This window comes from Agrilactobacillus composti DSM 18527 = JCM 14202, from assembly GCF_001436375.1.
GTDB classification, from domain to species: Bacteria; Bacillota; Bacilli; order Lactobacillales; family Lactobacillaceae; genus Agrilactobacillus; species Agrilactobacillus composti.
Genome location: NZ_AZGA01000020.1, coordinates 117,542 through 133,433, shown reverse-complemented (window position 1 = coordinate 133,433; position 15,892 = coordinate 117,542). Strand labels below are relative to the sequence as shown.

Below are 15,892 nucleotides of genomic sequence, written 5' to 3'. Positions count from 1 at the left end.
CGCTTCGGCCATTCCAAGTTGTAATGCTGTGGTTATAGCACAATGATTTATTTAAGTGTTTGGACGATATAGTGGTTGATGGTATCTTTGATTTGTTCCAAATGATCAGAGTGAGTAGCGGCTCGCAATTGGGCTTGGGTCTTGTCTAAGCTGTAGTTTTCCAGTTCAGCCATCGTCGCTTTGCCACTTTCGATATCGGCACCGATACCCGTATCAAAGGAGCTGTAGCGATTTTTAACCAAGTTATCCAAGTAACCGTCTGCTTTCATAGCTAAAGCGATCCGCAGGCCAGCGGCAAAGCTATCCATCCCCACAATATGGCCATAGAATAGATCCTCCGGTTCAAATGAAGACCGGCGTGGTTTGGCATCAAAGTTTAAGCCACCTCTTGGGCCAATGCTCCCATTTTCCACAACTTCAGTCATAGCTGCCGTTGTTTCATAAAGGTTAGATGGATATTCATCAATATCCCAGCCAATTAATTTATCCCCTTGGTTGGCATCTAATGAGCCTAACAGACCAGCTTCCCGAGCCACGCGGATTTCATGTTGATAGGTGTGGCCGGCTAAGTTAGCGTGGTTGCCTTCTAAGTTCAGCTTGAAGTCTTTATCCAGGCCATATTCCTTCATAAAGGCGATAGTGGTAGCAGCATCAAAATCATATTGATGAGTGGTTGGTTCTTTAGGTTTTGGTTCCAGCAACATTTGAGCGTCAAAGCCGATTTCCTTGGCGTAATCTTTAGCCATATGGAATAATTTAGCCGCATGTTCTTGTTCCCGCTTCATGTCGGTATTCCACAGGGATTCGTAACCTTCACGGCCGCCCCAGAAGACATAGTTCTCAGAGCCTACCCGTTTACCAATTTCCAAACTGTGTTTCAATTGGGCAGCGGAATAAGCATAGATATCGGCATAAGGTGAGGTGCCAGCCCCAGCCACAAATCTCGGGTTGGTGAATAGGTTAGAAGTGTTCCAAAGGACTTTCATACCGGAAGTCTTTTGATAAGCCACGATCTTGTCCACAATCTTATCCAGGTTCTTGTTGGTCTCCCGCAAAGTATCGCCTTCAGGCGCTAAATCCCGGTCGTGGAAGCAAAGAAAATCCACACCTAGTTTATCATAAAATTCAAAGGCTGCGTCTACCTTGGCCAAAGCTTGGTCCATGGGATCCGTGTACTTGTCATAAGGGCGAATGGCGGTGCCATCCCCGAATGGATCCACTAAACGTTGGTCAAAGGTATGCCAATAAGCCACGGCGAATCTTAACCAGTCCCGCATTTTCTTGCCGCCAATAACTTCATCGGGATTATAATACTGAAAACCTAAGCCAGATTTTTTGTCGCCAGTGCCAACATACTTGATTTTATCAACATTCCAATATGCCATGAGATAAATCCTCCAATTAATTGATTTTATATTAGTTTGTTCTAACAACCAACTTACGAATTCATAATATTATATTGTTTCGAAAAATGCAAGCCTTTTCAAAGAAAAAATGCAACTTTTTTATTTCTCGCTGTCCGTGATCACCCCCGTGTAATCTGTTAAATTTATTTTGTTATCTATAACAGTTATGATGATATATGGCTCAAACTAATGTCAGTGGCCTAACTGTTATATATCAGAATTATGATATGGAAACGGTTGCAATTGCTAAAACGTGGTGCTATTATCAATCCAATTAGAATGTTTAGACAACCAACCCACTTACAACTTACAGACTATTGTTGATCCAATCATAAAATACGGGGTGTTCAAACATGCAGGCTAATTCCAACGCACCACAAAAGATCCATAAAGTCTCCTCAGGATTCGTTTATTTCTTTGGCGCACTAGGTGGTTTATTGTTCGGGTACGACACCGGGGTTATCTCCGGGGCTATTTTATTCATTGAAAAACAACTCCATTTAAATTCTTGGCAACAAGGTTTCGTCGTCAGCGCGGTTTTATTAGGGGCTATCTTAGGGGCTGCTGTCATTGGCCCCATGTCTGATCGCTTTGGCCGGCGCAAACTCGTCTTATTATCTGCTATTATCTTTTTCGTTGGGGCATTAGGATCCGCCTTTTCTCCAGAATTTTGGACCCTGATTATTTCCCGGGTTATCTTAGGCATGGCCGTTGGGGCGGCGTCTGCTTTGATTCCCACCTATTTAGCTGAGTTATCACCAGCCGATAAGCGGGGGTCAATGTCTAGTTTATTTCAACTCATGGTCATGACCGGTATTTTTATTGCTTATGTCACCAACTATTCCTTCTCTGGTTTTTACACTGGTTGGCGCTGGATGTTAGGTTTTGCTGCTATTCCGGCAGCATTATTGTTCTTTGGGGCTTTGATTTTGCCAGAAAGTCCCCGCTTCTTAGTCAAAGAACATAAAATTGCTGAAGCCAAACAAATTCTTGAAATCATGAACAAACATAACACGAAGGTCGTGGATCAAGAATTGACGGATATTAAAGCCCAAGCTGCCATTAAAAGTGGTGGTTGGACGGAATTATTTGGCAAATTAGTCCGCCCAGCCCTGGTAATTGGGGTGGGTTTGGCCATTTTCCAACAAGTCATGGGTTGTAACACCGTGCTATACTATGCCCCCACTATCTTTACCGACGTTGGCTTTGGGGTCTCCGCTGCCTTGATTGCCCACATTGGGATCGGGATTTTCAATGTCATCGTCACCGCAGTTGCCGTGATGATCATGGATAAAATCGATCGGAAAAAAATGCTAATTGGTGGGGCCATTGGTATGGCGTGTCTTTGTTCATCATGAGTTTTGCCATGAAATTCTCCGGACACAGCCAAACTGCCGCCTTCGTCTGCGTCATTGCTTTGACCATTTACATCGCTTTTTTCTCCGCCACTTGGGGACCAGTGATGTGGGTCATGATTGGGGAAGTCTTCCCTTTGAATATTCGGGGTTTGGGTAATTCCTTTTCAAGTGTCATCAACTGGACTGCCAACATGATCGTTTCCCTGACTTTCCCACCTTTACTCGATTTCTTTGGCACTGGTAGTCTCTTCATCGGTTACGGCGTCCTTTGCTTCGTGGCCATTTGGTTCGTGCATTCGAAAGTCTTTGAAACTCGTAATCGCTCGTTAGAAGATATCGAAGAAAGTTTGCGGCAACGCAGCGAACCGGAAACGGTCAGCGAACCCGCAGAAATTAAATAACCTAATTTAACCATTTAAAGAGCTGACTGGCTTGGATAAAGCAATCATCCAGGCCAGCCAGCTTTTTATTGTCTTAATTTGTTGTTGAAACCAACTGAGTTGCTACACCAATACACTTATGTTTACCTTACTTCTGTACCCCTGAAAAATTCAACTGGTAGCCCACCAAATCCAAAACCTGGTGGGTGATGACGGAACAGGCCCCAAACAACGTGGCCATATCGGAATTGGCCAACAGGTGAAGATTGATGGCATTGTTGTTCAAGCGCTGGACACTTTCTGCCACTTGGTCAAATATTTCCGTAGCTTCTTCCATTAAAGGCGAGCCCAAGTAGACTGTCCCCGTGTCAAAATACATGGAAGCATTATAAATCAACGTTGAAATTTCGGCAACAAAAGTATTCATGGCCAAAATCACGGCCTTATTATGGGCCCGATACAGCGCAATAACCTGACCTCGATTGAGCTTTTCGGTCTTCAACTGGGTTTTAAGATAATTGATGATGGAATCTTCAGAACAAATTTGTTCCACCGGAATTAATTTACCTTCGGCGGTCTTGATCAGGGTCCGGCCAATCTCCCCGGCCTGGCCTTTGAAGCCACGAAACAAGCGCTGGTTCAAAATAATGCCCGAGCCAATGCCCTTATGAATGCTGATAGCCACTAAATTCGGATTGGCCGCCACTGGCATAAAGTCCCGGACATAGACCGCCGTTAAATTAGATTCATTTTCCAACACCACCGGTACTTGGTACTTGGCCATCAAAAGCTGGCGCAGATCTAAATTGTCGAAATCTACAAAAGGCGAATACGTGATGGCTTGTCGCTCATTGACAATGCCATGAATAGATAAGCAAATGCCCAACAGCCCCCGCACCGATTGCACCGTTTGAAGGGTCTGGTCAATTTTAGCTTCAATGATCGCCAAGATTTCTTGAATGCTCTTTTGATAAATGCTGATTTCAGACTGTTCAATGACACTACTGTCTAAGTAGTTGATCATAAAATGCAGATTGCGAAATGAAATATCAAAACTCATGGTAAAGCCATAACTGGCATGCAGTTTAATATTGGTGGGTTTACGCCCCCCAGCATGGGAAGCCGCACCCTCCCCGACTTCTTCAACAAGCTGTTCTTTTTTTAAATCATCATAAATTGAAGAAATCGTTGACTTGTTTAAACCTAATTTTCTAGAAATTGCCACCCTGGTAGTGTATTCACTGTTGACGATTTCTTGCAGCACCAACTTGCGATTGGCTTGCCGCAGGTTATCTTTACTGGTTATAGGTACCAACGCTATCTTCCTTTCTTAATTTGAAGTTTTAAGCCGTCCCAAAAATACCAATAGGTTCGGTATTTTGATTTAGCAATCATCTTAGTATAAACAAGTATCTGCATTTGAACAAGAATCCTTGCCAAAGGATCGTTTTTTTGAATCATTCCAAGCTAGTACCTGTTTTTTGTAACGAATGCGCCAAAAAAGAATCTCAAAAAATTTAAGTTATTTAATTAAACCGCTTCCATCAGGAACATGGCAAGGCTGGGGGTTACAGTTCAAAAACCGTTATTTTTTTAATGTTGCCTAAAAATATGTTTGACATATGAGTGATTATTCATATATAATGAAGATATAAACATGAACGATTATTCATATGTTTTAGAAATTACAGTTAAGGGAGCGGGAAAAAATGGATAACATTAATGCTTACCAACGCCAAACAGCTCAAGAACACGACCATGCACACAGCCATAGCAGCACTGTCATGATTATCCTCTACTTTGTGGGTTTGCTTTGTTTTGGGTTAGGTCTTTTCTTGGATACTGTCAATGTGGTTTACGCCAACACTGCTTTTGGGATTGCCATGTTAACAGCTGGTTATCATGTTATCCTGGAGGGGTTCGCGGATACCTTTAAAGACACTGTTCAAACTAAAAGATTTTCCCCCAACGTGCATTTATTAATGAGTTTAGCCGCTGCTGGGGCGGCCGTGATCGGTAACTTTAGAGAAGGCGCGTTGTTAATTCTTATTTTTGCCGGCGCCCATTTTCTAGAGAGTTATGCCGATGGTAAAAGTAAAAAAGAAATCACCAATTTGCTAAAAATGAATCCCACCGAAGCGCGGCTAGTCTTAGCTGACGGCACCACGAAGGTCGTCGCCGTTAACGCTGTGCGGGTAGGCGATACCTTGCAAGTCTTAAATGGCGACCAAGTCCCCACGGATGGCATCATTTTAGCCGGTACCACGGCCATTGACGAATCAGCCATCAACGGTGAAAGTATCCCAAAAGAAAAAAGTGTCAACGATGAGGTCTTCGGCAGTACCATCAACGGGTCGGGCACCTTTACCATGCGGGTCACCAAAGACAGTTCTGAAACCGTTTTCGCTAAAATCTTAGCGTTAGTGGACCAATCCCAACAAAGTCTGACCAAAACCGCCACTTGGATTCAAAAATTAGAACCTAAGTACGTCACTTTAGTCTTGGCCCTCTTACCCCTCGTGATTCTGGCCGGCCCGTATTTGTTAAGTTGGTCTTGGAACCAGAGTTTTTACCGGGGCATCGTCTTCTTGATCTCGGCTTCCCCTTGTGCCTTAGCAGCCAGTGCCATCCCCACTACCCTATCCACCATTTCCAATTTGGCTAGACATGGGGTTTTGGTCAAGGGCGGTGCTTATCTGTCCAAGTTAGCAGGCTTAAAGGCCCTAGCTTTTGATAAGACCGGTACCTTGACCAACGGCCAACCCGTGGTCACCGACTACAGCTTTGACGCTAATTTAGATGAAAAAGCACTGATCGATATCATCGTCGCCATGGAAAAACAAGCCAACCACCCTTTGGCAACGGCGATCATCAATAAATTCCCAGATACCACAGCCCTTGATTTAGAAGTTGAGAATCAAGTGGGTAAGGGCTTATCTACCACTTACAACCAAGTCCAATATCATATTGGGAAGCCCAGTTCCTTTGAAAATGTGGTGGACCCTTACGAAAAACAAGCGCAACAATTAGCCGCCGAAGGTAAAACCGTGGTCTTCATCGGTAAAGATCGGCAAGTCATTGGCTTGATCGCTCTGATGGATGTCCCCAATGAACATGCGGCCAAAGCCATTCAGTATTTCAAAAAAGCCGGCATTCACACGTCCATGATCACCGGAGATGCCAAACTCACCGGTGAAGCCGTGGGTCGACAAATCGGCATCGATGAAGTCATCGGCAACGTCTTACCCGCCGATAAAGCCCAAATCGTGAAGCAACAACAAGCTGAATATGGGGCAACGGGGATGCTAGGAGACGGCATCAATGATGCCCCCGCCCTAGTCACCGCTGACGTGGGTATTGCCATGGGCGAAGGCACCGACGTGGCCATTGATGTGGCCGACCTGGTCCTCATGAAGAACAACCTGTCCAAATTAGTTTATGCCCACCGCATCGCGGAAAAAATGGACAAAGTCATCTGGCAAAACATCATCTTGTCCATGCTAGTGGTGGTAGGCCTAGTTACCCTGAACTTCCTAGGGAAAACCGATATCGCCATCGGGGTTATTTTCCACGAAGGCAGTACCTTATTGGTGATCTTAAACGGTCTACGGCTCTTGTTAGCCCCGAAAACTTGGCGTTAACCTGTCAATTATAAGACGTGCCCGGCAAATGAGCTGGCGCACGTTTTTTTAACTTGTAGTCGGATATACCTGAATAAATCGTCAGATAAAGCATTTTTTCTCTGAACAATAAATTTTTTGAGCCATAATTTTCAATTTATACAAGAAATTTAGTATAATTCTAGATAAAGGAGGGTGTGAAATTTGAAAAAATGGATTTGGCGGGGTATTCTCGCGCTTATTGGTATTGTTGTGCTCGTTTTTGGGGGTTGGTGGCTGATAGATCATTATCAATATAGCCACAATGTGGATCAAGCTTCAGATGTCAAAAAATGGGAAGCTGATCCTAGACCTTTGCAATCCCAAAAAGCGGCCACTAAGAAGTTGGCTGACATTAAACAACCGGGCAAGGCGCAAAAAGACTTGGCTAGTGCGGCAAAATTCGTGGTCATCCCCGGTTTGCGGGGCGCTTGGTCCATTGATGCCAAGACGAAGAAAGCCGCCTTTGGCAATAACTGGGTCCCCCAAGGGATCACCCAGTCAAATAGCACTTATTTTGTCAGTTTATATGATGGTAAACACAAATTGAATTCCTTGATTGTGGCAATTGATAAGAAGACGGGTAAATATCGTAAGTCCTTGATTTTGAAGTCCAAGGCCCATGTAGGTGGCATTCTCTATGACCGTGCGCGCCAGCGCCTGATTTGGTCTGATGACACCTCAGCACTTGGTGGCGCCGGACTGAGTTATACGTCCCAAAGCACTATTGACGCCTACAAAGCCCAAAGCATGCAGCAACCAATTGCTTCTACTAGAATTCCTTTGCAACTGGCCAACCGCACCTCGGCCATTGCCCTTTACAATAATCAACTAGTCTTTGTGAAATATGGCAAGAATAAAGCCACCCGTTCAATTATTGCCCTACCGTTAAATGCCCAAGGCCTTCCCAATGCGTTTACCTTGGCACAATTCCAAAAACTAGCTGAACCCTTGATTCCCCAATTCAAGAATAAGAGCGTTCAAGCACAAACCACCATCGTCTTTAAGACCATGATTCAGCAAAAAATCATTAATTCCTTTAATGATGGTTGGGACCGGCTGCAAGGGATCGCCATCGCGGATGATGGGTTGACCTTGCTCAGTCAATCCAATGGCGCCGCCCCCGGTAAGCTTTGGGTCCGAGTCCCTAAGGATCGCTCTTGGTCCAAACTAGATTTCGATAAACCTGAAGGCGGGGATCAAATCGTCAACGTCCCCAATTCCGTGGAAGAAATCAGTTTGAATGCTTCAGAAACCAATTTAGCTTTGATCTTTGAAAGTGGTGCCAGACCTTACCGGGAAGAAGGTAACTTCTTGCACCGACCAAACTATATGGACCGAATCATCATCCTGCCAATTTCCCATTAATTAGGCCCTTAAGCCACAAAAATAGCCTTATCTCAATACGACGAGATAAGGCTATTTTTGTCTGATGATCTGCACCATCTGGCTGAGCCAGGTCGTGCAGATAACCATTTTTAGTTAAAACTGCCTCTAAGCTTGCACTGTAGCAGTTTGTTTGTTCTTATCAGGAATGAACTCAGGTTTTTCGTTATCAATGAAATAAACTTTATACCAAACTAAGAAAGTATAAACGGTCCAAATCTTGCGACGATTGTCGTCTGGGCCCACGTTGTTGTAGTAGTCGTCTACTAACTTCAAGATAGCCGCTTGATCAAAGAACTTCGCAGCAAAGTCAGCAGCAAACAAGTCGCGGACTTCCTTGTAAATATCTTCATCATGCAACCAAGCACTGACCGGTACAGGGAAGCCTAATTTTTCCCGGCGAGCCCAAGCATCTGGCAAGTGGCGGTTGGCAGCCATCCGTAAAGCATACTTGCTGTCTTTAGAGTTTAACAAGTACTTGGTAGGGATACCCTCAGCGACCTTGGCCACTTCTTTATCTAAGAATGGGACCCGCAATTCCATGGAGTTAGCCATACTTAATTTATCAGCCTTTAATAAAATATCCTTTGGCATAAATTGATGGATATCCAGGTATTGCATCTTTTTAACTTCATCGTCATAATGGCGGACCTTCTTGTAACTCTTGGTCACAATTTGTTCCACCGTTTCACTGCGTTTAAAGGCAGGTTGCAAGATCTTAACGGCATCCGCTTCGTGGAAGATCCGAGCTTCGCCAATAAAGAATTCTTCAGCCGGCGCGGTGGCTTCGTATAAATGTAAGCGGCCGTGGAAGTTTGGTGAGCGTTTCAACCCATGGGCAATGGAGACCCGCGCGCCCCGTGGTAATTTCTTCAAGCCCTGGGCAAAGACCCGGATGGCTTTAGAATGGGAGTGCCAACCATAATTGGCGTAACCGGCAAATAATTCGTCGGCCCCTTCCCCAGACAAGATAACCGTCACATCTTTGCTGGCTAACTTGGTCAAGAAGTATAGGGGGACACAAGACGGGTTGGAGTCGGGTTCATCCAAATGATATTGAATCAGTGGGAAGTTCTTAAAAGCTTCTTGGGCCGTAACCACATCACTCTTGTTTTCTAAGCCTAAGTGGTCGGCTAATTCTTTAGCGGCGATGCCTTCATGGTACTTCTTATCATCAAAACCAATGGAGAAGGTGTGTTCTGGCCGTAATACGGAGGTGATATAACTAGAATCCACCCCACTGGATAATAACGAACCCACTTCAACATCGGAAATCCGATGGGCATCCACAGATTCAGAAATAGACTTGTCAATGGCATTGATCGTATCTTCCAGGGATAAGTGGTTGGCTTTAAAGTCCACATCCCAATATTTTTTAATGGTTAATTTGTCATCTTTTAACGTAAAGTAATGGCCTTCTGGGACCCGGAACACGTTCTTAAAGAAAGTTTCATCCAAAGCGGAATACTGGAAGGTCAAATATGGCCGTAGTGCTTCTGGATTGAGTTCTTTTTTAAATTTTGGATTTTTCAAGAAAGACTTGATTTCAGAGCCAATCATGAACATGCCGTCTTGATGGTAATAATACATGGGTTTGATGCCGAAGAAATCCCGGGCACCCACCAATTCTTTTTTGGTATCATCCCAAATCAAAAAGGCAAACATCCCCCGGATCTTCTTCAAAAGCCCCTCGATCCCATATTCTTCATAACCGTGTAATAACACTTCGGTATCGGAATGGGTGGTGAAGGTATGCCCCGCGGCAATTAGTTCCTCACGGATTGGTTGAAAGTTGTAAATTTCACCATTGAAAATAATGGCTTTCGTTTTATCTTCGTTTAAAATGGGCTGACTGCCGCCCTTTAAATCAATGATGGATAGGCGCCGGAAACCCAGGGCCACCTCATCATTCACATATTCCCCAGAACTATTAGGGCCTCGATGTTTGATCATTTCCATCATATCATTAATAACTGGTTTCTTATTTAGCATTGTTTTGTCAACAAAACCAACGATTCCACACATATTCGAAAACCCCTTGTCTATAGTTAACGTCGTACACCCAACAAAAAAATTAATCCTAGGTTAAAGTCCGTCAACTTATCATTATATATTTTTCAGCAAACATGTCAATTTGCCGGTTTAAAATTTACATACATCCTATATTATAGGTTAAAACTCTGAATCCTGCTAGCGGCACCGTAACCAAATACCAGTAATTTTTGGGTTTGCTGATTGAAATTCAGGACATACCCGGCAAACTCGGTGATATCCCCTTGATGTCGGTCCCAGTGGCGATTGTATTTGGTGGTCAGGGCGTGATGCTTGCCCATGAGTGCCGAGCAATTCAACCAAATATACTGCACCCCGGCTAATTGGTAAGCCCGCTCCCGGTGACGGTGGCCACAGATATAAGCAGCAATCTTGGCAGTCCCGGTGTGACGAAAGTCAAAATTAGCCTGGACGGTAAAGTCGGCGGGCCGCCCCTTAGTTTGGATCCGGCCCTTGGCGTGTTGGTTGAAAGCTTGAAACAATTCCTGTAAAGTGGTGCCATTATAATTGACTGCCCCCTTACCCTTGGGCTGAGCCAAATCGGCATGGCCTAAAAAACAGATGGTTTTATCTTGAGACGCGCTTAGCAGTTCAATGATGTCTTCAAATTGCTGTTGACGAATAGCCATGACTTTTTTCATGTCATAGCGCTTTTGGCCCCTATCATCCAATGCATAAGACACATCACAGGTATCAATGAAAATCAGCCGCAGTTGACCTTTGTCAAAGTAATGCAGTCGACCTTGGCTTTTAAGTGTTGCTTGGTTAGCTAACGGGCGCTGAACGATATTGGCGTAGGTATTGGCACTAAAACTAGCTGGTTGATCATAATGTTCATCATATTTATCATTATCATCATGATTGCCCTTCACTGCCATAAAGGGCGTGGGGCCCTGGGCTAGGGTCTGGATGATCTGAGCCAGGGCTTGTTTAGACACCGCTGGGGCTTGGCTGCCATCGATCATATCTCCTAAATGAACTTTTAAATCCAGCAAACCGGTGTCTGCCAAGAGATTCAGCTCCTGCACATGGCGCCAGCCATTACTACCATAGTAGGTTTTATTCACGCCTGTAACGGCATGTGTATCGGTGATAACGCCCAGGGTCAAAGAATCAGGTGCCAAATTGTCCACCAAAGGCGCTACCCACCTAGTGAGATACCGCTGGACCCACACGCGTTGATTATTGGCCAAATCCAACCAGCTGTTATAACGCCTGAATTGGGTGCTATAACTGCGGTAATAACCAGTACCCCCCACATCATCCGCCAACTGCACTGGGACTAAAACCTGAATAGGACCGGGGCCAACCGTTAAAACATAGTTACCATCTGGAAAGTCTGTTTGTGTTAAACTAAGTGAATACAACCCCCGCCGAGAAAGCTGGTCCAATTGGGCCATGGCTGTAATCTGGCGTTGGGTGACACGTTGCCATATCCGCATTTTTTATTTCCCCCTTTATTGGACATTTGAAAGGAGCGATTCGATGAATCGTGCGCCCCATTTTGTAAGAGGTATTTTATGCATCATCGGCGCCTTTGCTTGCGCCCTCGTTATTTTTCTGGAGTTCTCCCGGGGTATCTTAGGTATCGGGCCAGTTCGGGTGGCCAAACTTGGTATCCTGGTCTTTATCCTGTTAGCCGTGGGCCTGCGGGATCTTTTCCACCGTTAGCCGTTATAGCGCAGCAATCGCCGCAATGGCCTGGGCGAATTCGGCCAAATAGGCGGCTGGCGTGGTTTGGGCCACTTCCTGGTCATAAGCCTGCTTTAAGAAGTCCAAAGTGGCTTCGTTATGAAACTTGGTGATTTGGCCGATGGCATAGGCCGCCGTGGCCCGAATCATGGGCCGGGGGTCGGCAGTCACCACTTGCATCAAATGCGGCAAGGCACTTTGGTCTTTTTGGTTGGCCAGGGCAATAATGGCGTTGCGCTGTAGCGGCTTTTTCCCCCGCCAAGATCCGGCCATCATTCCAAACCGAGCTTTGAAATCTCGATTGCTTAAGGCCAACATGGGCTGCAATTCTGGCATCACTTGTTCCGGGTCCGGTTCCATGGCCCCATGGCGGTGAAAGTTCTTTCCCTTATTGAAGGGACAAACCAATTGGCAAATGTCACAGCCGTAAATCACGTTTTTGATTAGCGGTCGAAACTCTGGCGCCAGCAAATCCTTGGTCTGGGTCTGATAGGACAAACAACGCTGACCATTGAGCTGACCATTGCCCATTAAGGCTTGGGGCGGGCAGTAATCGACGCAACGCCGACAGTCGCCACACTGGCAAGCCATGGCTGTATCCGGCGCCAGTTCTAGGTTGGTGATGATTTCACCTAGATACACAAAGGAGCCAAACTCTTCCGTGATCAACAGGCCGTTCTTGCCAATGAAGCCTAAACCAGCACGCTGGGCCACCACCACATCCATCAGTTCGCCGGTGTCCACCATGGGTTTGAAGCGGATTGTATCGTCTGGAGCAACCAGCTGTTCAATTTCCGCCACCAGCGCTGCCATCTTATCCCGCAAAATAAAGTGATAATCACGCCCCCAAGAAGCCCGGGCAAATTGCCCGCGTTTGGCTTTGGTTCGTTTTGGTCGATCTGTCATTCTTGACGGATAGGCCAGGGCGATGGCGATAATCGACTTGGGCTGGTCAAAGATCAGACTAGGATTTAGACGTTCATCTAAGTTCTGATGTTCAAATCCCGTAGTATGGCCGTCAGCTTTTTGCTGCACTAAACTAGGCCGCATATCCTCAAAATCCGCCGCAGTGGTAAACCCAATTTTATCAATGCCCAGACGCTGGCTGGCAGCAATGATCTGTGCTTTTAGATCGACCTTGTCAGCCATGGTTCCACCTCCGATTATTTCTAAGCCCCCATTATACAACAATAGGCCCCCAGGCAAAAACCCTGGCGGCCTATTTTTAATTACTATCTAATTTGAACTGTCTTCAGGAAAGCGCATCCCCCATTGATTGCGCACCCCGTCTAAGATATGGCTCACCGCACCGGATAGGACCAGTTGGCCATCATCATGGCCTTGGTCGATATAGCGCTGCATATCGGCCACTTCGTAGTTCAAGGCTAATTCTTCAGATCCCGCGCTGATAATTTCCGTTGTGGTGGCATGGGCATCAGGGGTATAGGTGATTTTAGCTTCCGTGGCTCTAGGATAATTATCGATCTCCACATAGCCCTTGGTCCCAGAAATCACGCCCCGTTTTGGCTGTTTGGCCCGCAGTGATAACGCCATAACGGCCATCTGTTCCTGGTCGTTCTTCAAAATGATGCCGGACTGTTCATCCACGCCGGTTTCAAAGAACTTCACCGTGGTCAAGGCCACATTAGGCTGCTTGTCCAAGAACGTCCGGGCAAAGGCGGTGGCGTACCCGCCGATATCTAACAACGCGCCCCCAGCCAAGTCCTTGTTGAAAAAGCGATTGGTGGGATCGTAATCCTTGAGACTGCCAAAGTTCACTTGCACCAGGTGGATGTCACCCAGCTGGCCACTGGCAATCAAGTCTTGAACCTTTTGATAAATCGGCATGTGATATAAAGTAAAGCCTTCGGTCAAAATCAAACCCTTGTCCTTGGCCAATTGGGCTACTTCGTCAAATTGGGCCGCATTCACCGTGATAGCTTTTTCGGCGAAAACATGCTTGCCGGCGTTCAGGGCTCTTTTAATATAGTCGTAATGGAAAGTATGGGGCGTGGCCACGTAAATCACGTCAACGTTTGGGTCATTGATCATGGCGTTCACGTCCGTATAGGCATGTTGCACATTTTTGGCCTTGGCAAAAGCCGCCAACTTGTCTTCATGGGGATTAGCTGCCGCATAAACTTCACCATTCACCGCATTCAAAGCATCCGCCATTTCATGGGCGATCGTCCCAATACCAATCAAGCCCCAATTATATTTTGTCATAATTACTGAACTTCCTTTCTGTATGTCTGTAAAGTCCCGTCTGACGCCGTGGCCAGTACTGTGTTGACCAAGCCGGCAAAATAACTGGTCCCCACAACGCCGTTATAACCACTCAGCTCAGTATTAATGCGGTGTATCTCCGCCCAATCTTTGGCAAAACAATCCAACAACTGATTGCCATACTTGGTCCGGGTATAGCCCATGATGTTGCTAGCTTGACGCCGTTCAACCCTTAACCCTAAACTTTGGGCAAAGTCGCGCACTTGGGGCACCGCTTCCCCCACTACCTCTAAGCATAACGGAAATGCTGGATTTAAGATAGCTGTGACCTTCGCGGCATTGGTCAAGATCACGTAATTGGCCGTGGCCTGGGCATATAGCTTCTCGGAAGTATGGATGCCCCCGTTACTCTTCAACACATTCAAATTGGCATCCACACTGTCGCAGCCATCAAAGCCCACATCAATTTTGGTGGTAAAGTCAGACATCTTTAGCCCCAGGTCTTGGCAGTAAGCCCGGGTCAATTCCGAAGGCGTACATAACGTTAATGCTAATTCGGGATGGTTAGCCAAATAATCCGCCACTTGTAACACGTGACTGCCCCCACCTAAACTGACCGTCATCCCCGGATGAAGTAACGCAATGGCCCCTTGTAACGTCGCATCCATACTGAAAACCCCTTTCAATATTCCATAAGTTGTGAAATTTATTTTCATAACCAATATAATTCAGGAAATTATTTTTGTCAACTTAATCTGTGACTTGTATCCATCAAAAATGTAAGGTAAATTTGGATTAATAAGTTCCACGTGAAACATCATCAAAACTAAATTTGAGGCGATTTTTATGGATGAAAATATTATAGACGTGCTCTATCGCAAACTGCCAACCCTATCAGTGACGGACAAAAAAATTGCCCAGGCCATTTTAAAGGCCCCGGCCCAAGTGGTGAACGCCACGATTTCTCAATTGGCTAAAACAGCCCAGGTCAGCGATGCCTCGGTTTCCCGATTTTGTCGTAATTTAGGCCTAGCCGGCTTTCATCAACTGAAAATCCGCTTAGCCCAAGTCTCAGAAGACAAAAATAGTTACTACCAACAAGTAGATGCCGGTAACCTACAACAAGCTCTAAAAAACATTGCCACCAATAAAATCGCCGAGATCACCAGCACCCTGGGTAATACCAACCCCGCTACGGTGACTAAAATCCTCAAAGCCTTGCAGGTCGCCAGTTTAGTCCAGGTAGCTGGGTCAGATGGCACTTACCCTGTAGCGGCTGATGCGGTGTATAAATTTAACCAGCTGGGCATCTTGACCATTGCCTCAGAATCCTACGCCAGCGCCGTGGCCCAGACCATGAACCTGCCCCAGGACGCCGTTTTGTTGGTGATTTCTAACTCCGGGGAAACCCGCGATCTTCTGCAGCAAATTGCCGTAGCTCAGGAAAAAGGCGTCTTAGTCATCGCCATCACCAATCGCCCCGACTCCCCCATCGGCTTAAAGGCCGACCTACAGCTCACCACCGCCGTCCGCCAAAAGATTCTGCAATCCGAATACTTCTTCTCCCGGGTAGCCGCCATGACGGCCATTGAGGCCTTATTCTTGCTGCTCTTGTCTGAAAATAAAGCCTACCTGAGCCACATTAAAGCCCACGAAGCGCTGGTGGCTAATACTAAGATTTAATCAACCAAAACGCCCTTTCAAAGGAATGAATCTTTTTACTAATTTATTCA

11 protein-coding genes and 1 pseudogene are annotated in these 15,892 nt (G+C 45.9%); 5 read left to right on the top strand and 7 right to left on the bottom strand.

All coding sequences use genetic code 11. The features are described 5' to 3' along the window. Window positions 1-47: 47 nt before the first annotated feature. Window positions 48-1,385, bottom strand: a complete 1,338-nt coding sequence (gene xylA, locus FC83_RS06005) for a xylose isomerase (RefSeq protein ID WP_035451231.1) — start codon at window positions 1,383-1,385, stop codon at window positions 48-50. A 404-nt stretch (window positions 1,386-1,789) separates the two neighbouring features. Here xylA and FC83_RS06000 point away from each other — a divergent pair. Beyond that, window positions 1,790-3,165, top strand: a pseudogene (locus FC83_RS06000) (sugar porter family MFS transporter). Window positions 3,166-3,292: 127 nt separating this feature from the next. Here the strand turns inward: FC83_RS06000 and FC83_RS05995 are convergent. Continuing rightward, complete coding sequence (locus tag FC83_RS05995) at window positions 3,293-4,459, bottom strand: ROK family protein (protein ID WP_035451229.1); 1,167 nt, start codon at window positions 4,457-4,459, stop codon at window positions 3,293-3,295. A 394-nt stretch (window positions 4,460-4,853) separates the two neighbouring features. On the opposite strand from FC83_RS05995, the gene FC83_RS05990 reads away from it, so the two are divergent. Together FC83_RS05990 and FC83_RS05985 are read left to right on the top strand one after the other, a co-directional pair. Further along, on the top strand, window positions 4,854-6,785 hold the full coding sequence (locus FC83_RS05990; protein WP_035451226.1) for a heavy metal translocating P-type ATPase: 1,932 nt from the start codon (window positions 4,854-4,856) through the stop codon (window positions 6,783-6,785). Between the two features lie 183 nt (window positions 6,786-6,968). Then, a complete protein-coding gene (locus tag FC83_RS05985) occupies window positions 6,969-8,171 on the top strand; it encodes a hypothetical protein (protein ID WP_035451224.1) in 1,203 nt (400 codons plus the stop codon). A gap of 126 nt (window positions 8,172-8,297) precedes the next feature. Here the strand turns inward: FC83_RS05985 and asnB are convergent, their stop codons facing one another. Together asnB and FC83_RS05975 are read right to left on the bottom strand one after the other, a co-directional pair. Then, window positions 8,298-10,214: an asparagine synthase (glutamine-hydrolyzing) gene (gene asnB / locus FC83_RS05980; protein ID WP_057002522.1), complete on the bottom strand. Its 1,917-nt coding sequence runs from the start codon at window positions 10,212-10,214 to the stop codon at window positions 8,298-8,300. 140 nt (window positions 10,215-10,354) lie between these two features. Continuing rightward, complete coding sequence (locus FC83_RS05975; RefSeq protein ID WP_052004485.1) at window positions 10,355-11,683, bottom strand: metallophosphoesterase family protein; 1,329 nt, start codon at window positions 11,681-11,683, stop codon at window positions 10,355-10,357. A 43-nt stretch (window positions 11,684-11,726) separates the two neighbouring features. On the opposite strand from FC83_RS05975, the gene FC83_RS05970 reads away from it, so the two are divergent. Continuing rightward, window positions 11,727-11,912 (top strand): hypothetical protein, encoded by a 186-nt coding sequence (locus FC83_RS05970; protein ID WP_035451221.1) that lies wholly within the window; start codon window positions 11,727-11,729, stop codon window positions 11,910-11,912. A 3-nt stretch (window positions 11,913-11,915) separates the two neighbouring features. Here the strand turns inward: FC83_RS05970 and queG are convergent, their stop codons facing one another. From queG to FC83_RS05955, 3 genes are all read right to left on the bottom strand, one after another. After that, on the bottom strand, window positions 11,916-13,082 hold the full coding sequence (queG, locus tag FC83_RS05965; RefSeq protein WP_057002521.1) for a tRNA epoxyqueuosine(34) reductase QueG: 1,167 nt from the start codon (window positions 13,080-13,082) through the stop codon (window positions 11,916-11,918). 87 nt (window positions 13,083-13,169) lie between these two features. Then, window positions 13,170-14,159: a Gfo/Idh/MocA family protein gene (locus tag FC83_RS05960; RefSeq protein ID WP_035451218.1), complete on the bottom strand. Its 990-nt coding sequence runs from the start codon at window positions 14,157-14,159 to the stop codon at window positions 13,170-13,172. 2 nt (window positions 14,160-14,161) lie between these two features. Next, on the bottom strand, window positions 14,162-14,827 hold the full coding sequence (locus tag FC83_RS05955) for a ribose-5-phosphate isomerase A (RefSeq protein WP_035451215.1): 666 nt from the start codon (window positions 14,825-14,827) through the stop codon (window positions 14,162-14,164). 178 nt (window positions 14,828-15,005) lie between these two features. On the opposite strand from FC83_RS05955, the gene FC83_RS05950 reads away from it, so the two are divergent. Beyond that, window positions 15,006-15,842 (top strand): MurR/RpiR family transcriptional regulator, encoded by an 837-nt coding sequence (locus FC83_RS05950; protein ID WP_035451213.1) that lies wholly within the window; start codon window positions 15,006-15,008, stop codon window positions 15,840-15,842. The last annotated feature ends 50 nt before the right edge of the window (window positions 15,843-15,892 follow it).